The sequence below is a fragment of the Cupriavidus mimosae genome, from assembly GCF_023952485.1.
In the GTDB taxonomy this organism is placed as follows: Bacteria; Pseudomonadota; Gammaproteobacteria; order Burkholderiales; family Burkholderiaceae; genus Cupriavidus; species Cupriavidus taiwanensis_C.
Map to the genome: position 1 here is coordinate 109,800 of NZ_JALHRY010000008.1, position 23,242 is coordinate 133,041.

Consider the following 23,242-nt stretch of genomic DNA (forward strand, 5'->3'; position numbering starts at 1 on the left):
CCGGGCAGCCGGGCCCGCCGCAAACCCCATGGTCCTTCGGGAGCATGGGGTTTTTTGTTGGCGGCCTCCGCACGCGGCGCACCGGCGGGGATGGCGCGGCCCCGGTAGAATCGCCGGCATCGATCGGAAAACCCTATGCAACTCGGCATTCTCTACGCCCTGCTGGCGTACCTCATCTGGGGCCTGCTCCCGCTCTACATCAAGTCGCTGCCCGGCATCGCCCCCATGGAGATCCTGCTGCACCGGATGGTGTGGTCGCTGGTCTTCCTGGGGCTGATCCTGGCCTGGCGCCGCCAGTGGGCGTGGCTGGGCCAGGTGGTCAGGGACCGGCGCCTGTTGCTGTCGTTTGCCGCCAGCGCGGCGCTGCTATGTGCCAACTGGTTCCTGTACATCTGGGCGGTGTCGGCCAACCGCGTGGTCGACGCCAGCCTGGGGTATTTCATCAATCCGCTGTTCAGCGTGCTGCTCGGCGTGGTGTTCCTGCATGAGCGCCTGCGCCGGGTGCAATGGCTGGCGATCGCGGTGGCGGCGGCCGGCGTGGCCTGGCTTACGGTAGCGGCGGGGCAGCTGCCATGGATTGCGCTGGGCCTGGCCGCCAGCTTTGGCGGTTACGGGCTGCTGCGCAAGACCGGTGCGCTGGGCGCGCTGGAAGGGCTGTCGCTGGAAACGCTGCTGCTGTTCCCGCTGGCCGCGGCGGCGCTGGGCTGGCTGTTCGCCACTGGCCAGGACAGCTTTACCCACGCAGCGCCGGGCACGCAGTGGCTGCTGTTGCTTGCCGGGCCGGTGACGGCGGTGCCGCTGCTGTTCTTTGCCGCCGGCGCACGGCGAATTCCGCTGTCGCTGCTGGGCCTGCTGCAGTACACCGGTCCGACCCTGCAACTGCTGCTGGGCGTGTGGCTGTGGCACGAGCCGTTTCCGGCGCAGAAGCAGGTGGGGTACGCGCTGATCTGGCTGTCGCTGGCCTTGTATGCGGCCGAAGGGTTGTGGATGAATGCACGGCAGAAGCCCGCCGGCATCCAATCGATCAATGAGACGACATGAAAATCGATATCGGCCATTCGTCCCACTGATAACCCGAAGATAGCCGCTCCCCGTCCCGGCCCCATGTCCGCCCCGCCTGATGCCAGTGCCGCGGTCCAGCGCAAGATCATCCATTGCGACTGCGACTGCTTCTACGCCTCGGTCGAAATGCGCGACGACCCGTCGCTGCGCGGCCGGCCGATGGCCGTGGGCGGCGCGCCCGACCGGCGCGGGGTGATCGCCACCTGCAACTACGAGGCGCGCGCCTACGGCGTGCGCTCGGCGATGGCGTCGGCACAGGCGCTCAAGCGCTGTCCTGAGCTGCTGATCGTGCGTCCTGCGATGGACAAGTACCGCGAGGTCTCGCGCCGCATCTTCGCGATCTACCGCGAATACACCGCGCTGGTCGAGCCGCTCTCGCTGGACGAGGCCTACCTCGATGTCAGCCTGTGCCCACACCATGCCGGCAGCGCCACCCGCATCGCCGAAGAGATCCGCCAGCGCGTGCGGGAGGAGGTCGGGGTGACCGTGTCGGCCGGCGTCGGCCCCAGCAAGTTCGTCGCCAAGATCGCCAGCGACTGGAACAAGCCCGACGGCCTGTTCGTGGTCAGGCCGGCCGCGGTCGACGCCTTTGTCGCCGCGCTGCCGGTGGAACGCATCCATGGCGTAGGCAAGGTCACCGCGGCCAAGCTGCGCCGGCTGGGGGCCGAGACCTGCGGCGACCTGCGCCCGTGGTCGCCGGACCGCCTGCATCGCGAGTTCGGCGTGTTCGGGGCGCGCCTGTACAAGCTGTGCCGCGGCGCCGACGAGCGCGCGGTCACGCCCGAACGCGAGCGCAAGTCGATCAGCGTGGAGGAGACCTATGCCGACGACCTGCCCGACCTGCAGGCCTGCCTGGCCGAGCTGGAGCCTCTGATCGCCATGCTGGAGGCACGCATCGCGCGCGCCCAGGCGCACGACACCATCGACAAGCTCACGGTAAAGCTGCGCTTCTCGGACTTCCGGCAGACCACGGTGGAATGCCGCGGCCATGCCCCGGACCGCAGCGTCTATGCCCGGCTGCTGGCCGAGGGCCATGCGCGCCGGGGCTTGCCGGTGCGGCTGCTGGGAGTTGGGGTGGGCACGAGCGATCGGGATACCGCTCAGCTGGAGTTGTTCGACTGATCGCCGCTGTATTTACCAGATTTATCAGAGGAAAAAAATAGAGTAGCCACTGATAAATCGCATTGATCAACCGGCCTACTGCAAGTCGTTGCGCATCACCAGCAACCACGGCATATGCGAGTTAGTGATCCCGTCGAGCCGGCCCGAATCGCCCAGCTCGATCTCTTCCATCGATACCGATTGCTGGACGTTGCCGCCGATGGCGCGCACCATGCGCGCGGCCGGATCCACGGCGACCACGATGTCGCAATGCATCGGCGTGGTACCGAAACCGATCTCTGCGATGTCCTCGAGATAGCGGTCACGGCCGCGGCCGGCGCAGATGATGTCACCGGGGCGGGGCATCGCCGGCACCGGCTCGATGCGGAATGCGGGGCGGGGCAGGATGCCGTCGCGGGCATCGACCACGTACATCGAGTGCGACTGGCCGGTGAGGAACTGGCGCTCGTCCAGCCCGGCCTTGCGCAGCACCCATGACACAAAGACCGCCGACCAGGCCCACGCGCCCTGCGTGACCTGCCTGCAGCCGGGCGCTTCGCCCACGATGCCCCAGTAGCGGCGCGCCAGCGTGCAGCCCAGCGGCGTGGCCTCCATGCCGGTGCCGTCCGGGAAAGAAAGGCAGCTGGCTGCCGGCGGCGGGTTGCCGTTGGTCTTGGACTCGGTATCGGTGGTGGCCACGGCTGGCGCGGCGGCGTCGGTCGGGGACGCCAGCGGCAGCTCGGGGGGTAGCTCAGATGGCAATTCCGGCGCTGGCACCGGGCTGTAGGTCACGCAAGAGGTGTCGTCGCGGCCCAGCCGCACCACCTGTCCGCCCCAGCGGGCCCACTCCTGGATGGCGATCTCGACGATGCGCTCGCGCGGCGTGGCGCCCGGGCTCGTCGCCGGCCACTCGCCGTCTGGCAGCGCCCTCGCCTGCGGCCGGGCCGGTTGGATGACCGTGGTGCAGGCGCTCAGCAGCGCCAGCAGCGCGGCCGCGCAGGCGGCGCGCAGCGGCGCACGCGCCTGTGGAGAACGCTGTGGAATCGGCTGTGGAAAGCGCTGTGCATAACGCTGTGGAGATCTGCGGCGCTGCGGACGGGCAAACATGTTGGCCCCACGTGTCACGGCGCCCGGCATGGCGCTCTGGCCGAGGCTGGACGCCTGTTGGAAGACTTGGCGCGCCATCGCCCAGGCGCGGAGCGGGCGATGCGGCGGATACTGCAGGAGATTCAGATCACGACTGTGGATAACGTCCCCCGCCTGGCGCGCGCCTGCGCCCTCGGGCACCGGGGCGGCGGCATGGCGGGGTCAGGCAATACCGGGCCCTGCAGTGCAGCCCGTCAGGATCACTGGTTGACAGCGTCCTTGAACTTCTGGCCAGCCTTGAACTTCACGGTCTTGGCGGCTTCGACCTTGATTTCTTCACCGGTACGCGGGTTGCGCGCCATGCGCTCGCCACGCTCGCCCTTGCTGAACGTGCCAAAGCCGATGAGGCTCAGCGTGTCACCCTTGGCCACTGCGTCCATGATGGCCGACAGGGTCACGTTCAGTGCCTGTTCCGCCTTGGCCTTGGTCAGACCGTCCACCCCGGCTGCGATAGCGTCGATCAGTTCGGTTTTCGTCATGCTTCACTCCGTATCGAGTTGATAAAACACAGGCGTCCGCGGCCGGGCGGCCAGGCTGGCACCGCTCCGGCAAAGACGCCGCGGGCCACATGATACCGTGTCGGACAAGGCGCACCGGGAACAGATTGTTACCTGGCAGTTTGCGCGAGGCCGCGCCAGCACGGGGCTGGAGGCAAATCGAGCTCGCTGCAAGGGGATCCGCCGCAGGCGGAATAGCGGCGTAAACGGCAAATGCCCGGCAAAGGCCGTCAGTCACGCGACGCGGCTGCCGCGATCGGTGTAGCACGGTATACCCGCATGCCAGGCGCCATCAGAAGGCCGCTGACAGCCCCGAGATCCGCTCTGGGGGGCTGGGCACCCTTGAGCTCCTGAACGGACTGGAGGCGCTGTACGCATGCAACGCGTCCGACTGCACTATGGTGCATGGCCTTGGATCGGCCACCTCCAGCGTTACCCAGCGTTATTCGGCGCATGCATGGGACCCTTGGCCAACGCACTGCACCTTGATCCGCCGGCATTCGCGTATACCGCAGGGATAGCTGTGTTCCGGCCCGTATACGTCGCGTCGGTTTACGTCACCGGTATACGCATCGCCCGAACAGGCAAAACAGAAAGTCTCCCGCAAACCCACTTTTTACGCCTGTCGCCTTTCGGATGAGGCCTCGGGCCCGGGGTGTTCTTTCGGTTTACCTTTTTCTTTCATGTATACAGATAGTAGTAGTAGGTAAACACCCGCGGCCGCTGTGGAAAACTCCGTAAACATCTTTGCCTTCAAGGGTTTACGTAAACGAGAAGTGGTCTCATCGAATGTTGGCTGAAGTGGAAGACTCAGCCCAATGGATGAGGCGCGAGCCGAACCCCCTCCGACTTATGCCCGAGGCATCCCCATGCCAGCCCCAGGCAGCCCACACCCAATCCGCGTGCTTGTCCACAGATCCGGGCGGTGTTATCCACATGCGTGGTGGTAAACGGTCGCGGCGTATACCGCGCACGGTGATGGCAAGGTGGGCGCGAGGTGGGCATATACGTCGTTTGGACTGATGGGCCCCCCACAACGAAGTGTTGCCACGTATACGTGTCGCGGCCGCCCCGGTATCATCCCCGATCGCGCCGGGCGGCCGGCACCGGTCACCCAGGCACAACAGGCGAAAGCACGGACAGGCAAATGGCGGACAAGGCAAAGCGCAAGGCGGCGGGCGAGGGCAGCAAGAAAACGGCGAGCGACCGGATCGAGGTGCGCCAGTCAGGCGTGCACGGCAAGGGCGTCTATGCCATCGCCCCGATTGCCGAGGGCGAGCGCGTGATCGAGTACAAGGGCGAGCACATCTCGTGGAAGAAGGCGCTGGAGCGCCATCCGCACGATCCCAGCGATCCCAACCACACCTTCTACTTCAGCCTGGACGACGGCAGCGTCATCGACGCCAAGTACGGCGGCAACCGCGCGCGCTGGATCAACCACGCCTGCGAGCCCAACTGCGAGGCGCGCGAAAAGAAGGGCCGCGTCTTTATCCACGCGCTGCGCGACATTGCCCAGGGCGAGGAGCTGTTCTATGACTACGGCCTGGTGATCGACGCGCGCTATACCGCCAAGCTGAAGAAGGAATTCGAATGCCGCTGCGGCAGCCCGCAATGCCGCGGCACCATGCTGGCGCCGAAGGAAAAGAAAAAGAAAGCCAAATAAGGCCGCTCCCCGCGCAGCCGCGGGTTCAGGCCACCGACCCTGCCGGCTCGCACGGGATCCGAATCACGAAGCGCATCACCGCGCGCCGCTCGGGGGTGCTGTCCGTGACGGAAGGTTGAGTCGCCGCGCCTGGCGCTGGCGGCACGTCCTCGATGCGGATGGTGCCGTGGTGCAGGGTGACGATCTCATGCACGATGGCCAGCCCCAGGCCGGCACCGCCCGCCTGGTCGGCGCGGCCGCCGCCGGGCTCCGGGGCGCGGTCGCCGCGGAAGAAGCGCTTGAACACTTCCTCGCGCCGCTGCGTAGGGATGCCGGGGCCGTTGTCTTCCACCATCACCACCGCCATGCCGCGGTGGCCCATGGCCTCGCCGCCGGCGCGCACCGTGATGCGCCCGCCCGACGGCACGTATTTCACCGCATTGTCGATCAGGTTGGACAGCGCCTCGCGCATCAGCAGCCGGTTGCCGCGCACCACCGCCGGCGCACTGCCGGTGAAGGTGGGGCCGGGCAGGATCTCGAAGCCCAGGTCGATGCGGCGCGCCAGCGCCTGCGGCACCCACTCGGCGCCGATTTCAAAGGCCAGCTCGGCCAGGTCGAAGTGTTCCACCGGCCCCAGCCGTTCCAGTGACAGCCCGGGCTCGGCCCGCGCCAGCGACAGCAGCTGGTTGGACAGCCGCACCGCGCGGTCGGCCGCGGTCTGCACCTCGCGCAGCGCATGGCGGGCTACTTCCAGCGAATCGGCGGTCTGCGCCCGGTCGGCATGCAGCTTGACCGCGGTGAGCGGCGTGCGCAGCTGGTGCGCGGCATCGGCAATGAACTTGCGCTGCGCGTCGAGCGCGTCGCGCAGCCGCGCCAGCAGCGCGTTCAGGCCGCGGATCAGCGGCGCCACCTCGGCCGGGACCTGGGTTTCGTCCAGTGCCGCCAGCGAGCGCGCGGTCTGGCGGTTGAGCTTGTCGGCCAGGATCTGCAGCGGCACCAGCTCTTCCTTGAGCACGTGCGAAAGGATCAGGCTGCCGACCAGCAGCAGCAGGATCAGCGGCACCGACACCGACAGCAGGATCTCGTTGGCGGCGGTCTCGCGCCGGTCCAGCAGCTCCGCCACTTCCACCACCATGGGTCCGCGCGCGGGCTTGCCGGCCTCGCTGGTGCCAAGCTCGTCGACCGCGGCGCTGGGCAGCATCACCGGCAGCCGTACCGCGCGCACCTGGCGTCCGCTGAACCAGGCGTAGAACAGCCGCGCGTCGTGCAGCGTGGTCTGGCCGGTGCCATACCCCAGCCAGGTATCCATGCCGCCGATCAACCCGTCGGGGCCGTGGATGCGCCAGTAGATGCGGTCGGTGCCCTCGGCCTCGACCAGCGTCTGCGCGATCATCGGGATGTCCTGCTCCAGCCGCGGGCCGGCGATGCGGATCTGCTGGGCGATGTTGTTGGCCACGCCGTACAGCGCGCGGTCGAACACCTGCGTGGTGTAGTGCGCCGCCAGCCAGTAAGACAGCGAGCCGCTGGTCAGCACCAGCGCGAACAGCGGCGTTGCCAGCGCGCGCAGCAGGTGCACGCGCAGGCTGATGTTGGAGCCGGGGCGGGCCGCCTGGCGCGTCGATGCGGGCTTGGCGCCGCCGGTGTCAGCCGCGGCGGAAGCGGGAGCCACGTTGCGCGTTGCAATGCGCGAGGCGGTGCGCCAGGAGATTCGGGAGGAGGTGCGGGAGCGGGGCCACATTGCCGGCTGGGACAGGGACAGGGCCGGGGATCAGGAGCGTGCGCCGGGCGGCGCAAGCGGCAGGAACGCTTTCATTGTCCGGCGCGGATCTGCAGCAGGTAGCCGAAGCCGCGCACGGTAACGATCTCGACGTCGCTGTCCTCGAGTTTCTTGCGCACGCGGTGTACGTAGACCTCGATCGCGGTGTCGCCGACGGTATCGCCGCCCTCGCCGGCGGGATGGGCAAAGGTGGCCAGGTGGTCCTGCAGCTGCGCCTTGCTGACCACGCGGCCCTGGCGCTGCAGCAGCAGCTCGAGCACCGCGAACTCGCGCGGCGACAGCTCCAGCGGGCGCGCGTCGATGAACATGCGGCGGTCGTTGCCGGACAGCCGCAGCCGGCCCAGGCGCACGTCGCGCTCGGGCGCGGCCTCGCCGTGCTGGCTGCGGCGCAGCAGTACGCGCACGCGCGCTTCCAGCTCGGGCAGGGCGAAAGGTTTGATCAGGTAGTCGTCGGCGCCGGCATTCAGGCCGGAGAGCTTGTCTTCCAGCTCGTCGCGCGCGGTCAGGATGATGACGGGGGTGGTGCGGTTGCGGGCGCGGTAGCGCGCCAGCAGGGTCATGCCGTCGATGCCGGGCAGGCCCAGGTCGAGGATGACCAGGTCGTGCTGCTCGCGCAGCAGGTGTTCGGTGGCATAGACGCCGTCGTGGACGACGCGTACCTGGTGGCCGGCGCGGGACAGGCCGGCTTCGACGCCGCTGGCAATCTGGCGGTCGTCCTCGATCAGCAGGATACGCATGGCGGCAGTTCGGGAAGGACGTTGGGCATGGCAGGCTGGAAAAGGCCCCATGGCACACACGGAGGTGCGGGCCTGCCGCAGATTGTACTAGGCGCCGCCGCGCGCTTCCTTACGGTTAGCCTACAGCCGGCGCCGCGGCCAGCCGGGTCAGTTGGTCACCGCGTCGGCGGCGCGCTCGATGAAGTGGGCCAGGTCGATGTCGCGCTGGGTCAGGCCATTGGCGTCGTGCGTGGACAGCGTGATGTCGACCCGGTTGTAGACGTTGAACCATTCCGGGTGGTGGTCGGCCTTCTCGGCCTGGATTGCCACGCGCGTCATGAAACCGAAGGCGGCGTTGAAGTCGTGGAAGGTAAAGCGCTTGAAGATCGCATCGCGGTCGGCGACGGTGGTCCAGCCGGGCAGTTCGGCGAGCAGCGTGGCACGGGCTTGCGGGGACAGAGGGGTCATGGTGGGCTCGATCTGGTTCTTGGAAAAAAACGAAGGCCGCGCAGTGCGGACGATGCGCACCATGCGGACAGCCGGCCCGCCCGCGCCGGGGCGGCGGGCATGCCGGCATTGTTTCACAAAGCGGGGAATGGAGCAGGGCGGGGCAGCGGTGTGGCAGGCCGCCCCGGGTTGGCGCGCTGGAGCCGGATCAGATGTCTTCGGTATCGGCCCAGCCTTCGCGGGTGCCGGCGTTGAGCACCAGGTCGCCTTCGGCGATGTCGCCCGCCCCCAGCGTCGGCTGCGCGCGCAGCGCTTCGTACAGCGGCGCGAAATCCGGGCGGGTGGCGTCGAACAGTTGCTCGAAGCTGTCGATCACGAAGTAGGTCTTCTGGAAGGTGTCGATGCGGTAGCGCGTGCGCATGATGCGGCGCACGTCGAAGCCGATCCGGTTGGGGCTGGCCGAGTCCAGGCTGTAGATCGACTCGCCCTGGCTCGAGACGATGCCGGCGCCGTAGATGCGCAGTCCCTGCTCCGTGCGGATCAGGCCAAACTCGACCGTGTACCAGTACAGGCGCGACAGCATGTCGAGCGCGCCCAGCCCCGCCGCTTTCAGGCCGCCCTTGCCGTAGGCTTCCATATAGTCGGCAAAGACCGGGTTGATCAGCAGCGGCACATGGCCGAACACATCGTGGAAGCAGTCGGGCTCCTGCAGGTAGTCGAGCTGCTCGGGCTTGCGCATCCACCAGCTGGCCGGGAAGCGGCGGTTGGCCAGGTGCTCGAAAAAGACCTCGTCGGGCACCAGCCCGGGCACGGCCACGACCTGCCAGCCGGTGGCGCGCATCAGGGTCTCGTTGAGCTGGTCGAAATCCGGCACGCGGTCCTTTTCCATGCCCAGCGTGGCCAGACCCTGCAGGAATTCATCGCTGACGCGGCCGCGCAGCATCTCGGCCTGCCGCTCGTACAGCTTGCGCCAGATGGCGTGGTCGATGCTGGTGTAGCGGTGCACCGGCTGGGCGATGGTGAAGTCCGGGCGCAGTTCCTGGCCCGACAGCAGGCCGGCGTCGAACTGTTCCTTGAGTTTGTCGGTCAGGGTGCCCTGGAAGGCGCCGGGGGCTTCGGTGGCCATGGCGATGGACATATTGCTGGTGTCTCCTTGGAATGCGCGCTGGCTGCGTCGGCGCCAGCATGGATGCGGATTTACTGCGTAGTTTAGGCGCGGGAAGCCGCAATCTGTCCGCATAGTCCGCTCGATTTCGACGGATCATGCATATAATGCGCATTCCAGGAATGAGATATGCGGGATTTGTGTATGGCTGCCCACGCTGTTTCCCTCGACGCGTATGACCTGGCCCTGCTGACCGCGCTGCAGGCCGACGGCCGCACCACGCACCAGCAGCTGGCCGAACGCGTGCACCTGTCGCCAAGCCAGGTCGGGCGCCGGCTGACGCGGCTGGAAGCCGACGGGGTCATCACCGGCTACCGCGTCAGCCTGTCGTCGCAGGCGCTGGGGTTGGGCGTGGTGGTCTTTGTCAGCGTCAAGCTGGCGCATCACGGCGACACCATCATCGAGCGCTTCCGCGAAGAGATCCTGCTGCTGGAAGAAGTGCAGGAGTGCTATTCCGTCGCCGGCGAGGCCGACTACCTGATCCGCGTGGTGGTGCCCGACCTGCCGACGCTGGCCGAATTCACCATGAAGCGGCTGATGCGCGTGCCGGGCGTGGAGAGCGTGCGTTCCAACATCGTGCTGACCGCGATCAAATGCGAGGGGCCGCTGCCGCTGTCGCACCTGCGCTGAAACGCTTGCCGCAGCGCGTGGACGGTGCGCGGCGGCCTTGCGCTCTTGTGGCGTGCGTGTCACCCTCGCCGGGTGCCGCAAACGTGGCGGGAACGGAGGATGGCAGGATGAAGGGAATCGTCGCCCGAGCCGATCGGGGTCTTGGCAGTTCGCTACAGCAATCGCCCCTGGCGCGGTCATCCGCGGCGCTGGCCCTGGCGGCCGCAATGGCCAGCCTGGCCGGCGGCGCACTGGCCGCGCAGGTGAGCCGTTTCTCGCCGGAAGGCACGGTGGGGCAGGTGCGGCAGGTGGCGATCCGCTTCGACGAAGCCATGGTGCCGATGGGCGATGTCCAGGCCACGGCACCCGCGGCGGTTTCCTGTACCGGCGCCAGCACCAGCGGCCAGGCCCGCTGGATCGACGCCAGGAACTGGGTCTACGACTTCGCCGGCGACCTGCCGCCCGGGGTGCGCTGCAGCGTGCGCATGCGCGCCGGGCTGCGCAGCGAGGCCGGCAATGCCTATGCCGGCAAGGCGGAATATCGCTTCGAGACCGGCGGCCCGACCGTGGTCTCGAGCCGGCCTTCCGGCGGCGAGATCGAGGAAGACCAGGTCTTCGCGCTGCGCTTCAACGGCGCCGCCACCTCGGCCTCGGTGCGCGAGCACGCCTGGTGCCAGGCGCAGGGGCTGGGCGAGCGCATCCCGGTGCGGCTGCTGGCTGGCAAGGAGCGCGAGGCCGTGCTCGAGGCGATCCGCTGGGATCGCCTGGCCAAGCCGGCGCCCGACGCGGTGCACCTGCTCGCCTGCCAGCAGCGGCTGCCCGCCGCGGCGCGGGTGCAGCTGGTGCTGGGCGCGGGCATTGCCACGCCGTCGGGCGTTGCCACGCGCGAGGAACGCCGCTTCGACTACACCGTGCGCGAGCCGTTTACCGCCAGCTTCAGCTGCGAGCGCGAACACGCGCAGTCGCCCTGCACGCCGCTGCGGCCGATGTCGGTGACCTTCTCCGCGCCGGTGCCGCGCAAGCTGGCCGAAAGCGTGGTGCTGAAGACCCCGTCGGGCCCTCGCGCGCCGCAGTTCGACCCCGACCTGGCGCCCGACGCCAGCGTTAGCGCGCTCACCTTTGCCGCGCCATTCGCCGAGAAGGCGCAGTTCACCATCGAGGTGCCGCGCAAGCTGCAGGACGACAGCGGCCGCGCGCTGGCCAATGCCGACCTGTTCCCGCTCAAGGTGGCCACGGCCGCGATGCCGCCGCTGGCCAAGTTTGCCGCGGCGCCGTTCGGCGTGGTCGAGCGCTTCGGCGAGCTGCCACGCGGCAAGTCGGCGCAAGACTACCCGCCGCTGCTGCCGGTGACGCTGCGCAATGTCGAAGCCGATCTTGCCGTGCGCGGCGTGCAGGCCCGCGCCGGCACCGTGATGAAGCTGCGCGTCGACGACGATGCCGCCGTGATGCAGTGGCTGGGCCTGGTGCGCCGCCTGCACGAGGCCAGCTATACGCGCGGCGAGCTCGACGCCGTGCTGGCGGGCCGCTCGCCATACCGCGTCAATAATCCGCGCAACGCGGTGTCGATCGAAACCCGCTCGGTATCGCTGCTCGAGCGGGCCTCCGGCGTGCAGAAGCTGGCGGTGCCCAAGCCTTCGGGCGATGCGCCGCGGCCGTTCGAGGTGGTCGGCATCCCGTTGCCGGAACCGGGCTTCCATGTGGTCGAGATCGCCTCGCCGATGCTGGGCGAGGCGCTGCTGGGCAAGCGCGCGCCGATGTACGTGCGCACCGCGGCGCTGGTCACCAATCTGGGCGTGCATTTCAAGCTGGGCCGCAGCACCGGCAACGAAGACGACGGCAGCCGCAGCGGGGTGGCTTGGGTCACCGCGCTGGACGACGGCAAGCCGGTGCGCGACGCCGCGGTGGCGGTGCGCGACTGCAGCGGGCGCCTGCTGGGCGAAGGCCGTACCGATGCCGGCGGCGTGGCGCGCTTTGCCAGGCTCGCCGCGGCGCCGGAGAGCGCCTGCGACCAGAACGGGCTGTCGGGTTATTTCGTTTCCGCCCGCATCGCCGCCACGCACCCGCAGGCGCGCGGCAAGGCCGACATGGCCTTCGTGATGTCGGACTGGAACCGCGGCATCGAGAGCTGGCGCTTCAACGTGCCGACCGACACCAGCGCCACGCCCACCGTGCGCGCCCACACCATCTTCGACCGCACCCTGCTGCGCGCCGGCGAAACCGTGTCGATGAAGCACCTGATCCGCGCCGAGACCGCGCAGGGCTTTGCCTTGCCGCCGGCGAGCCGTCCGCTGCCCACGCGCGTGACCATCCGCCATGAAGGCAGCGGCCAGAGCTACGAGCTGCCGCTGCAATGGCGCCAGACCGCAACCGGCGGGCGCAGCGCGGAAAGCACCTTCCAGGTGCCCGCGGCGGCCAAGCTGGGGGTCTATACGGTCGAACTGGAGACGCAGAAGGCCGAGGGCGCAAAGGACGACGGCGGCGCCCGCAGCTACACCAGCGGCAGCTTCCGGGTCGAGGCCTTCCGCCTGCCGGTGCTGGCCGGCACGCTGCAGGTAGCGGGCAAGGCCGGCCCCGTGGTGGCGCCGGCCGAACTGCCGCTCGGGGTCGAGATCCACTATCTGTCCGGCGGCGGCGCGGCCGGGCTGCCGGTGCGCGTGTCCGCGCTGCTGCGCCACAAACACGTCAGCTTCCCCGGCTACGACGAATTCTCGTTCAACCCGCCGCGCGCGCAGCGTGAGAGCGGCGGCGACGAGGAGACGGACGAAGACCAGCAAGGCGATGCCAGTGCCGACGGTCAGCAGCTGGTCGCCGACAAGCTGCCGCTGACGCTGGACAAGAACGGCAATGGCAGCGTGACGCTGCGCAAGCTGCCCAGGACCGACGCGCCGCGTGACCTGGTGCTCGAGGCCGGCTTTGCCGATCCCAACGGAGAGATCCAGACGCTGCGCCAGACCGTGCCGGTCTGGCCGGCGGCGGTGGTGGCCGGCATCCGCACCGACGACTGGGTCTCGGTGAAGCAGAAGCTGGCGGTGCGTGGCGTGGTGCTCGATATCAACGGCAAGCCGGTAGCGGACGCCCCGGTCAAGATCGACGCGCGCGCCCGCATCACCACCTCGGCGCGCAAGCGCGTGGTGGGCGGCTTCTACCGCTATGACAACCGCACCGAGACGCGCGACCTCGGCACCGTGTGCGAAACCCGCACCGATGCGCAGGGCCGCGCGCGCTGCGAGGTGGCGCTGGAGCAGGCCGGCCAGATCGAACTGGTGGCAAGCGCGCGCGACAAGGATGGCCGCACCGCGCAGGCCGCCACCACGGTGTGGGTCACGCGCCAGGGCGAGCTGTGGTTCGGCGGCGAGAACCATGACCGCATCGACCTGCTGCCGGAGAAGAAGTCCTACGCGCCGGGCGACACCGCGGTGTTCCAGGTACGCATGCCGTTCCGCCACGCCACCGCGCTGGTGGCGGTGGAGCGCGAAGGCATCTACCAGACCCAGGTGGTGGAGCTGCACGGCAGCGATCCGACCGTGCGCGTGCAGGTCAAGCCGGAGTGGGGCCCCAACGTCTACGTGTCGGTGCTGGCCCTGCGCGGGCGCCTGCACGAGGTGCCGTGGTATTCGTTCTTCACCTGGGGCTGGCGCCAGCCGGGCGAGTGGTGGCGCGCGTTCCGCAGCGAAGGGCGCGAGTATGCGGCGCCCACCGCGCTGGTCGACCTGTCCAAGCCGGCCTTCCGGCTGGGGCTGGCCGAGATTCGCGTCGGCAATGCGGGTCACCGGCTCGACGTCGCCGTGACCCCGGACAAGACCAGCTACCCGGTGCGCGGCAAGGCGCGCGTGGCGATCCAGGTCAGGCTGCCCGACGGCAAGCCCGCCGCCAACGGCGAAGTGGCACTGGCCGCGGTGGACCAGGCGCTGCTGGAACTGATGCCCAACACCAGCTGGGACCTGCTCGACGCGATGCTGCAGCGGCGCGGCTACGGCGTGGAAACCTCGACCGCTCAGATGGAAATCATCGGGCGCCGCCACTATGGGCGCAAGGCGGTGCCGGCGGGCGGCGGCGGCGGCAAGAGCCCGACGCGCGAGCTGTTCGACACGCTGCTGCTGTGGAACCCGCGTGTGCAACTCGACGCCGAGGGCCGGGCCAGCGTCGAGGTGCCGCTCAACGATTCGCTCACCAGCTTCCGCATCGTCGCGGTGGCGGACCTGGGCCTGGGCCGCTTCGGCACCGGCAGCGCCACCATTGCCGCGACGCAGGACCTGCAGGTGATTTCCGGCCTGCCGCCGCTGGTGCGCGAGGACGACCGCTACCGCGCCATGTTCACGCTGCGCAATACCACCAGGCGTGCGATGACGGTTCAGGCCAGCGCGCGCGGCACGCTGCTCGGCAATGAAGCCGGGCTGCCGGCGCAGACCGTGCAGATTCCCGCGGGCGAAGCGCGCGAGATCGGCTGGGACGTGACCGCGCCCGCGCTGCTGGCCTACGCGCGCAGCGGCACCGTGATGTGGGAAGTGCAGGCGAGCGAGCAGGGCGCCGGAGGCGCTTCCGACCGCATCAAGGTATCGCAGCAGATCGTGCCGGCGGTGCCGGTCACGGTGCAGCAGGCCACGCTGGCGCAGGTGGCGCCGTCGCTGTCGATTCCGGTCAAGGCGCCGCCGGGCGCGCTCGCCGACCCCGCCGGCAAGGTGCGCGGCGGGGTGCAGGTCAACTTCCAGTCGTCGCTGGCGGGCGGCATGCCGGGCGTGCGCGAGTGGTTCCGCAACTACCCGTTCACCTGCCTGGAGCAGCGCGCCTCGAAAGCCATCGGCCTGAACGACGGCGCCGCGTGGGACGCGCTGATGGCGCAGCTGCCGTCCTACCTCGATGCCAACGGGCTGGCCTCGTACTTCCCGCTGAACAGCGACAGCGACTACGGCAGCGAAGTGCTGACCGCCTATCTGCTGGCGGTGACTGACGAGGCCGCGCGCGCAGGGCAGGCGCTGCGCATTCCCGACACGCAGCGCGCGCAGATGGAGCGCGGCCTGACCGACTTTGTCGAAGGCCGCATCCGCCGCGATAGCTGGTCGCCGGTGGGCGGCACGCAGTACCTGGAGGTGCGCAAGCTGGCCGCGCTCGAGGCGCTGTCGCGCACCGGCCACGCGCAGGCGCGCATGCTCGGATCGATCCAGATCCTGCCGGCGCAATGGCCCACCTCCGCGCTGCTGGACTGGACCCTGCTGCTGACGCGGGTACAGGACATCCCGCAGCGCGAGCAGCGCCTGGCCGAGGCGCAGCAGCTGCTGCGCTCGCGCCTGACGGTGCAGGGCACGCGCCTGGCGTTCTCCACCGAGCGCAACGACAACTGGTGGTGGATGATGGCCGGCGGCGACGTCAACGCCGCGCGCCTGCTGGCGCTGGCGTCGGAGCTGCCGGGCTGGAAGGAAGATGCGCCGCAACTTGCCACGGGCTTGCTGGGGCGCCAGGTGCATGGCGCCTGGGGCACCACTACCGCCAATGCCTGGGGCATGCTGGCGGTGACGCGCTTTGCGCAGGCGTTCGAGAAGACGCCGGTGGCAGGCACCACGCGCGCCAGCATCAGCCATGCCGGCGACGCCGCGCGCAGTTTCGACTGGGCGCGCGCGCAGCGCAGCGACGGCGTGGCGCAGGGCAGCGTCGACCTGCCCTGGCCCGCCGCCGCCGAGGGCGGGACGCTGCAGGTGGAACAGGCCGGCCCCGGCCAGCCGTGGGCCACGGTGCGCGCCATGGCGGCGGTGCCGGTGACCGCGCCGCTGGCCGCGGGCTACCGCATCCAGCGCACCGTGACGCCGCAGGAGCAGGCGGTGCCGGGCAAGTGGTCGCGCGGCGACGTCTATCGCGTCAAGCTGGAGATCGATGCGCAGGCCGACATGACCTGGGTGGTGGTCAGCGATCCGATACCAGCCGGCGCCACCATCCTCGGCAGCGGCCTGGGCCGCGACTCGGCCATCGCCACCCGCGGCGAGCGGCGCCAGGGCGCGGCGTGGCCGGCCTATGTCGAACGCACGCCGCAGGCCTATCGTGAGTACTTCGGCTACTTGCCCAAGGGCAAGGTCTCGGTCGAATACACGGTGCGGCTGAATAACGCCGGCGATTTCGCGCTGCCGCCCACGCGGGTCGAAGCGATGTACGCGCCCGACGTGTTCGGCGTGGCGCCCAATCCGCGGCTGGCGGTCGGGGCGCGCCCATGAGCTGGCTGTCCGCGATGATGCCGGCGCGCGTGCGCGAGTGGTGGCTCGCGGGCGCCATGGCCGGCCTCATCTACGGCGCGCTGCTGGTGCAGGTGGCGCTGGATCTTCCTGACGGCGCGCCGCTGACCGGGCATATCGCCATGCAGCCGGCGTGGAAGACGGCGATGGCGGTGCTGCTGGCGCGCGCCGCGTGGTTCCATCGCGTGCCCGGCGAGCGCCGCTGGCTGGTCACGGCGCTGCTGTGCTCGGCGCTGGGCGATTTCCTGCTGGCGCTGCCGACGCTGTCGTTTTCATTCGTCGGCGGGCTCGGCGCCTTCCTGCTCGCGCACCTGGCCTACCTGCGCCTGCTGGTGCCGCTGGCGGGCGACACCCGCCCGCACCGGCTGATTGCCTGCGGCGCCATGCTCGGCGTGGCGGGCACCATGCTGGGCCGCTTCTGGCCCAACCTCGGCACGCTCGCCGTGCCGGTGACACTGTACGTGGGCGTGCTGGCCGCGATGGTGTGCAGCGCGCTGGTGGCGCGCCTGCCCACGCCGCTGGCGGCGCTGGGCGCGCTGTGCTTTGCCGCGTCGGACCTGATGATCGGCATCGCGCGCTTCCTGGTGCCGTTCGAATCGTTCCAGCTCGGCATCTGGTGGACCTACGCCGCGGCGCAGGTGCTGCTGGTGGCCGGGCTGGTATCGGGACGCACGCAGCCATGACGCGACGCCTGGCCCTGGTTGCGATGGCGGCGGCGCTGGCCTGGCCGGCGCCGGCCGCGGCCCTGCCTGCGTTCGCGCAGGTGCGCGCCGACTGGCGCAGCGCCGACGTGGTGGTGCTGGACCGGCACGGCGAGCCGGTGGGCCGCGTGCGCGACGACTTCCGCGCGCGCCGTGGCGACTGGGTGGCGCTGGCCGACACCTCGCCCGCGCTGCGCACGGCCATCGTGCTGTCGGAGGACCGGCGCTTCTATGCGCACAGCGGCGTCGACTGGCACGGCGTGGCTGCTGCGGCCTGGGCCAACCTGTGGAACACGCGCACGCGCGGGGCTTCCACGCTGACCATGCAGCTGGCCGGCCTGCTCGACCAGGACCTGCGCCGGCCCGGCGCGCCGGGGCAGGGGCGCAGCCTGACGCAGAAGCTGGGGCAGGCCGCCGGTGCCGCGGTGCTGGAACGCAGCTGGAGCAAGGACCAGATCCTCGAGGCCTACCTGAACCTGGTGCCGTTCCGCGGCGAACTGGTGGGGCTGTCGGCGATGTCGCAGGTGCTGTTCGGCAAATATCCCGAGGGGCTCGATGCACGCGAGTCGGCGCTGGCGGTGGCGCTGGTGCGCGCGCCCAATGCGCGTGCGGCGCAGGTGGCCAGCCGCGCGTGCGGCATCCTGCGCGAGATGCGCCTGCCGCGCGAGTGCGACGGCCTCGAAGGCTTTGCGCAGCTGGCGCTGCTGCGCACCGGCCCGGTGGCGCAGCGCGCCGCGGCGGGCGCGCCAGCGGCGGGGGTCCGGCAGCTGGCGCCGCACCTGTCGCAGCACCTGGTCAGCGAGGCGCGCGCGCAGCTGCCGGCCGGCGCCGCCATGCCGGCGCGCATCGCGTCGACGCTCGACGCCCGCCTGCAGCGCGCTGCCGTGGCAAGCCTGGACCGCCACCTGCGCGAACTGGCCGGACGCAATGTCGAGGACGGGGCGGTGGTGGTGATCGACAACGCCAGCGGCGACGTGCTGGCCTACGTGGGCTCGTCCGGCACGCTGTCCGGTGCCGCACAGGTGGACCACGCGGCGGCGCTGCGCCAGGCGGGATCGACGCTCAAGCCGTTCCTGTACGCGCAGGCGCTGGAAGAGAAGCGGCTGACCGCGGCCTCGCTGCTCGATGACCGGCCGGTGAACCTGCCGGTCGGCGGCGGGCTCTACGTGCCGCAGAACTACGACCACCGCTATGCCGGCTGGGTCAGCCTGCGCGCGTCGCTGGCCGCATCGCTGAACGTGCCGGCGGTGCGCACGCTGGTGATGGTGACCCCGCACCGCTTCCACAAGCGCCTGGTGGCGCTGGGGCTGCCGCTGACCGAGGCGGGCGACTACTACGGCTACAGCCTGGCGCTGGGCAGCGCCGATGTGTCGCTGCTGGCGCTGACCAATGCCTACCGCGCGTTCGCCAATGGCGGCAGCTACGCGCCGCCGCGCTTGCGGCAAGGCGCGCCGGCGGTGGCGGCGAAGGCCGTGATGCAGCCGGGCGCGAGCTACGTGATCGCCGACGTACTGTCCGACCGCCACGCCCGCGCCCGCACCTTCGGCCTCGACAGCCCGCTCACCACGCGCTTCTGGACCGCGGTCAAGACCGGCACCAGCAAGGATATGCGCGACAACTGGTGCATCGGCTGGTCGCAGCACTACACCGTGGGCGTGTGGGTCGGCAATGCCAGCGGCGCCAGCATGCGCGACGTGTCCGGGGTGTCGGGCGCGGCCCCGGTGTGGCACGACGTGATGGAAGTCCTGCACCAGGCGCGCGCCAGCCTCGCGCCCGCCATGCCCGCCGGGGTGGAGCGCGTGGCGCTGAGCTTCGACGACGGGCTGGAGCCGGCGCGCGACGAAGTGTTTCTCGCCGGCACCGTGGTCCGACGCGTCAGTGTTGGCGCGCCGGCTGCGCGCCCCAGTGCGCCCATGATCGCCACGCCGGCCGACGGCACCGTGTTTGCGCTCGATCCCGACATGCCGCCGGCCGCGCAGCGGGTGTGGTTCCATGCGCAGGGCGTGGCCGGCCAGTCGGCGCGCGCGGTCAGCTGGCGCATGGACGGCAAGCCGCTCGGGCGTGGCGGCGAGGTGGCGTGGCTGCCCTGGCCGGGCCGGCACCAGGTTGAGCTGCTCGATGCCGCCGGCAAGGTGGTGGACCGCATCGGCATCGAAGTGCGCGGCGCTTCGGTGCGCGCGCCCGCGGCCAACGCCACCGGCCGTGGGCAATAATGGCGCTTCGCCATATCCCGCCGGAGCCCGCGCATGTCCCTCGTTGCCCTCGATGCCGCCGCCACCGCGGCGCGCCTGCCGTATCCCGAACTGGCGCAAGCCATCGCCGACATGCTGGCGGAGCTGCGCGACGGCACCGCCATGGCGCCGCCGCGCATCGCGCTGCCGGTCGGCGACGCGCAGCAGGGCGCGGGCACGCTGCTGGTGATGCCGGCGCGCAACCGTGAGCTGGTGATGACCAAGAACATCACCGTGCATCCCGGCAACCCGCAGCGCGGCCTGCCCAGCATCCTCGGCGAAGTGGTGGTGGCCGACGCGCATACCGGCGCGCGCATCGCCATGCTCGACGGTCCCACCGTGACGGGGCGGCGCACCGCCGCGGTGTCGCTGCTGGCGGCGCAGCGCTTTGCCGCGCGCCCGGACGGCGAACTGCTGATCGTCGGCGCGGGCGTGCAGGCGCTGACGCACCTGGAGGCCTTCGTCGCCGGGCTGGGCGTGCGCCGGCTGTGGCTGCATTCGCGCACGCGCGACAAGGTCGAGGCGCTGGCCGCGCATGCGCGCACGCTGGGGGTGGAAGCGCAGGTGGCGGAGTCGGTCGCGGCGGTATTGCCGCGCGTGTCGATGGTGGTCACGGTGACGTCGAGCCGCAGCCCGGTGCTGCCGGACCTCGACAGCGGCCTCTGGCGCGGCCATCACTTCATTGCCGCGGTCGGCGCGTTCCGGCCCGACATGTGCGAACTGCCGCCGGCGCTGTGCCATGCCGCCGCGGACCATGGCCGTTTGCTGGCCGATACCCTCTTCGGCATCGAGGACGAGGCCGGCGACCTGCTGCAGGCCGGCATCGACTGGGCCGGGGTGCAGCCGTTCGAGAGCGCGATCCTGCACGCCGACGCGATCCGCGCGCGCACCGGCAGCCCGCTGGTGTTCAAGAGCGTGGGCTATGCGCTGTGGGATCTGGCCGCGTGCGTGCTCGCCAGCCGCGCCTGATCAACGCTCGCGGTCGCGCTCGCGCAGCCAGTCGCCGAACAGTTCGCGCGCCGGCGCCAGGAAGGCGGCGATCGGTTCGCTGCGGTCGCTGGCATACCAGTGGCAATAGCAGCCGTGGATGGTGGCGATCATCAGGCGCGCCATCGGCGCCGGCAGCGGACGGCCGGGCGCCGACAGCGCGGCGACAAGGTCTTGCACGTGGCTGTCCCAGCTGCGGCGGATTTCCTCGCGCACGCTCGCCGGCACACTGCCGGAGAACAGCAGCGCCAGCACCACGCCCTTGGCTTCGGGATTGGCGGTGAGGTAGCCGGCGACCCGGTCGAAGCTGTTTTCGAGCCGGCGTGCCGCCGTCCTGCCCTGGTGCGGTTCGGCGCCCAGGGCTTCGCCGATCTGTCGGAAAAGGCTGGTGGCGGCCTCCGCCAGCAGCATCTCCTTGCTGCCGAAATGCCAGAGCAGGCTGCTCTTGGCCACGCCGGCCTCGGCGGAAATCTGGTCGAGCGTCACCTCGGCGTAGCCGTGCGCGCTGATCAGACCGCGCGTGACCGCGAGTACGCGTTCGCGGGTTTCCAGGCCGCGGCGGTTCTTGGCGACCGGCGCGGAAGGGGTGGGAGCGGCGAGTTCGGCGGACTGGCGGATCGAAGGCATGGGTGGGGGCGGCAAGTGGAGCAGGACCCGGCCAACGACGGCAGGCGGGATCCGCGGCAGGGCTCTATTTGACAGTAGACGAGGTCTGCCAGCAAACTCTGGAATTGTACTGAACGTTCAGCACAATGTCGTGAGTGTTGCCGGCCGCACAACAGCGTCCCGGCGCATGAACCAGGAGACCAGGATGCCGTATCCGACCGCGTTTGCCGCTGCCGCCACCGCGCTGGCCGCCGCCACCTTCAGCCTTGCCGGTAGCGCCGCTGCCGCCACCGCCGCGCCCGGCGCCGGCAAGCCCGCCACCGATGCCACCACGCGCGCCAACGCCGCGGTGCTGCAGCAGCTGCAGTTCCGGGACCGGCGCGACTTCGAAGCGGCGCGCCGCGGCTTTATCGGCACGCTCGACAACAACGAGATTCGCGACGCCAAAGGCAACGTGGTGTGGGCGCTGGCCCCCTACGATTTCCTCAAGCCGGAAACCGCGCCGGCCACCGTGAATCCCAGCCTCTGGCGCCAGGCCCGGCTCAACCTGCACCACGGCCTGTTCCAGGTCACGGATCGGATCTACCAGGTGCGCGGCTTCGATATCGCCAACATGACCATCATCGAAGGCGAGTCCGGCCTGATCGTGATCGACCCGCTGACCGCGACGGAAACCGCCAGCGCCGGTCTCGAGCTTTACTTCCGGCACCGGCCGAAGAAGCCGGTGGTGGCGGTGATCTACACCCACAGCCATGGTGACCACTTCGGCGGCGTCAAGGGCGTTATCAGCGAGGACGACGTCAAGGCCGGCCGGGTCAAGGTGCTGGCGCCGGATGGCTTCATGGAGGAAGCGGTCAGCGAGAATGTCTTCGCCGGCACCGCCATGAGCCGGCGCGCGCAGTACATGTATGGCATCAACCTGCCGCGCTCGGCCACCGGCCAGGTCGATGCCGGCCTCGGCAAGGCCGTCGCGCATGGCACGCTGACACTGATCCCGCCGACCGACCTGATCCACAAGACCGGCGAGACCCGCACCATCGACGGCGTGCAGATCGAGTTCCTGATGGCGCCGGGCACCGAGGCCCCGGCCGAGATGCTGATGTACTTCCCCCAATGGAAGGCCTTGTGCGCGGCCGAGGACGCCACCCACAACCTGCACAACCTCTACACCATCCGCGGCGCCCAGGTGCGCGACGCCAACCAGTGGTGGCGCGCGCTGGACGAGACCATCGACCGCTTCGGCGCCCGCACCGAGGTGCTGTTCGCCCAGCACCACTGGCCGACCTGGGGCCGCCAGGAGATCGTCACCTACCTGGGCAAGCAGCGCGACGGCTACAAGTACATCCACGACCAGTCGCTGCGGCTGGCCAACCTGGGTTACGTGCCGGCCGAGATCGCCGAGCGCGTGAAGCTGCCGCCGTCGCTGGCCAGCGAGTGGCACCTGCGCGACTACTACGGCACCGTCAGCCACAACGCCAAGGCGGTGTACCAGCGCTACCTGGGCTGGTATGACGCCAACCCGGCCAACCTGAACCCGCTGCCGCCGGAAGAGGCGGGCAAGCGCTATGTCGAATTCATGGGCGGCGCGGCGCGCGTGCTGGAGCAGGCCCGCAGCGCCTATGCGCGCGGCGAGTATCGCTGGGTCGCCGAGGTGGTCAAGCACGTGGTCTTTGCCGACCCGTCCAACCAGGCGGCGCGCCAGCTCGAGGCCGATGCGTTGGAGCAGCTCGGCTACCAGGCGGAATCGTCGACCTGGCGCAACGCCTACCTGAGCGGCGCCGCCGAACTGCGCAGCGGCCCGCCCAGGACCGGCCGCCGCGCCGGCAGCCCGGACGTGCTGCGTGCCATGACCGACACCATGTTCCTGGACTACCTGGCGATCAGCCTGAACGGCGACCGCGCCGCCGGCAAGACGCTGGCGCTGAACTGGGTACAGCCGGACACCGGCAAGCGTTTCGCGCTGACCGTCGAAAACGGCGTGTTCCGCTACAAGGCCGACGCGCAGCATGCCGCGCCGCAGGCCACGCTGACCATGCCGCGCGCCGTGCTGATGGGCGTGCTGGCCGGCCAGACCACGCTGCAGGCCGAGACCCAGGCCGGTCGCGCGCGCGTCGAGGGCGACCCGCAGGCGCTGGCGGCGTGGGCGGGGATGATGGACAAGGCCGAGCCGAACTTCGCCATTGTCACGCCCTGACGACTTTCGCGCAGGCCAGGGGCGCGCGGCCGCTATTGCGCGCCGGGCGCCTAAAACCGCTTCCATGTGAGGGTTTTTTCCGCCGCCCGGCATAAACCGTTGCGTGAACGCTGCGGAAGGTGGTCCGGGGAGCCGCTGCCGCC

At 70.1% G+C, this 23,242-nt stretch carries 16 protein-coding genes; 9 read left to right on the forward strand and 7 right to left on the reverse strand.

Annotated elements, in window-relative coordinates; genetic code table 11:
- Positions 1–135: 135 nt before the first annotated feature.
- Entirely contained in the window at positions 136–1,041 is a 906-nt protein-coding gene (gene rarD, locus MKD50_RS16530) for an EamA family transporter RarD (RefSeq protein WP_115678956.1), read from the forward strand.
- Positions 1,042–1,104: 63 nt separating this feature from the next.
- Complete coding sequence (gene dinB / locus MKD50_RS16535) at positions 1,105–2,184, forward strand: DNA polymerase IV (protein ID WP_252667765.1); 1,080 nt, start codon at positions 1,105–1,107, stop codon at positions 2,182–2,184.
- Positions 2,185–2,259: 75 nt separating this feature from the next.
- Here dinB and MKD50_RS16540 read toward each other — a convergent pair whose 3' ends face one another.
- On the reverse strand, positions 2,260–3,270 hold the full coding sequence (locus tag MKD50_RS16540) for a DUF2272 domain-containing protein (protein ID WP_115703051.1): 1,011 nt from the start codon (positions 3,268–3,270) through the stop codon (positions 2,260–2,262).
- Positions 3,271–3,509: 239 nt separating this feature from the next.
- A complete protein-coding gene (locus MKD50_RS16545; protein WP_012354324.1) occupies positions 3,510–3,788 on the reverse strand; it encodes an HU family DNA-binding protein in 279 nt (92 codons plus the stop codon).
- Positions 3,789–4,953: 1,165 nt separating this feature from the next.
- Between MKD50_RS16545 and MKD50_RS16550 the strand changes: the two genes are divergently transcribed.
- On the forward strand, positions 4,954–5,469 hold the full coding sequence (locus MKD50_RS16550) for an SET domain-containing protein (protein ID WP_012354323.1): 516 nt from the start codon (positions 4,954–4,956) through the stop codon (positions 5,467–5,469).
- A 25-nt stretch (positions 5,470–5,494) separates the two neighbouring features.
- On the opposite strand, the gene MKD50_RS16555 is transcribed toward MKD50_RS16550, so the two are convergent.
- The 4 genes from MKD50_RS16555 to phhA all read right to left on the reverse strand — a co-directional run bounded on the left by MKD50_RS16555 (position 5,495) and on the right by phhA (position 9,526).
- Positions 5,495–7,117, reverse strand: coding sequence for a sensor histidine kinase N-terminal domain-containing protein (locus MKD50_RS16555; protein ID WP_371925359.1), 1,623 nt, complete (start codon positions 7,115–7,117; stop codon positions 5,495–5,497).
- Positions 7,118–7,257: 140 nt separating this feature from the next.
- On the reverse strand, positions 7,258–7,962 hold the full coding sequence (locus tag MKD50_RS16560; RefSeq protein WP_012354320.1) for a response regulator transcription factor: 705 nt from the start codon (positions 7,960–7,962) through the stop codon (positions 7,258–7,260).
- Between the two features lie 147 nt (positions 7,963–8,109).
- The gene (locus tag MKD50_RS16565) at positions 8,110–8,409 is read right to left on the reverse strand and encodes a 4a-hydroxytetrahydrobiopterin dehydratase (protein WP_026164049.1); all 300 of its coding nucleotides are present in this window, start codon (positions 8,407–8,409) and stop codon (positions 8,110–8,112) included.
- Positions 8,410–8,596: 187 nt separating this feature from the next.
- Positions 8,597–9,526 (reverse strand): phenylalanine 4-monooxygenase, encoded by a 930-nt coding sequence (gene phhA, locus MKD50_RS16570; RefSeq protein WP_115678951.1) that lies wholly within the window; start codon positions 9,524–9,526, stop codon positions 8,597–8,599.
- Positions 9,527–9,697: 171 nt separating this feature from the next.
- Here phhA and MKD50_RS16575 point away from each other — a divergent pair, with 171 nt between their 5' ends.
- The 5 genes from MKD50_RS16575 (at position 9,698) to MKD50_RS16595 (ending at position 20,281) form a co-directional block, all read left to right on the forward strand.
- Entirely contained in the window at positions 9,698–10,183 is a 486-nt protein-coding gene (locus tag MKD50_RS16575) for an Lrp/AsnC family transcriptional regulator (RefSeq protein WP_252667769.1), read from the forward strand.
- 107 nt (positions 10,184–10,290) lie between these two features.
- Positions 10,291–16,362, forward strand: coding sequence for an alpha-2-macroglobulin family protein (locus MKD50_RS16580; protein WP_252667771.1), 6,072 nt, complete (start codon positions 10,291–10,293; stop codon positions 16,360–16,362).
- Positions 16,359–17,063 carry a lysoplasmalogenase gene (locus tag MKD50_RS16585; protein ID WP_115711379.1) on the forward strand — a complete coding sequence of 235 codons (705 nt, stop codon included), beginning with the start codon at positions 16,359–16,361 and terminating at the stop codon, positions 17,061–17,063. The genes MKD50_RS16580 and MKD50_RS16585 overlap by 4 nt, the downstream gene beginning before the upstream one ends.
- Positions 17,060–19,294, forward strand: a complete 2,235-nt coding sequence (gene pbpC / locus MKD50_RS16590; protein WP_252667773.1) for a penicillin-binding protein 1C — start codon at positions 17,060–17,062, stop codon at positions 19,292–19,294. The genes MKD50_RS16585 and pbpC overlap by 4 nt, the downstream gene beginning before the upstream one ends.
- A gap of 33 nt (positions 19,295–19,327) precedes the next feature.
- Positions 19,328–20,281, forward strand: coding sequence for a delta(1)-pyrroline-2-carboxylate reductase family protein (locus MKD50_RS16595; RefSeq protein WP_252667775.1), 954 nt, complete (start codon positions 19,328–19,330; stop codon positions 20,279–20,281).
- Here the strand turns inward: MKD50_RS16595 and MKD50_RS16600 are convergent, their stop codons facing one another.
- The gene (locus tag MKD50_RS16600; RefSeq protein ID WP_252667777.1) at positions 20,282–20,926 is read right to left on the reverse strand and encodes a TetR/AcrR family transcriptional regulator; all 645 of its coding nucleotides are present in this window, start codon (positions 20,924–20,926) and stop codon (positions 20,282–20,284) included.
- Between the two features lie 184 nt (positions 20,927–21,110).
- Between MKD50_RS16600 and MKD50_RS16605 the strand changes: the two genes are divergently transcribed.
- Positions 21,111–23,099: an alkyl/aryl-sulfatase gene (locus tag MKD50_RS16605; protein WP_252667780.1), complete on the forward strand. Its 1,989-nt coding sequence runs from the start codon at positions 21,111–21,113 to the stop codon at positions 23,097–23,099.
- Positions 23,100–23,242 lie beyond the last annotated feature (143 nt).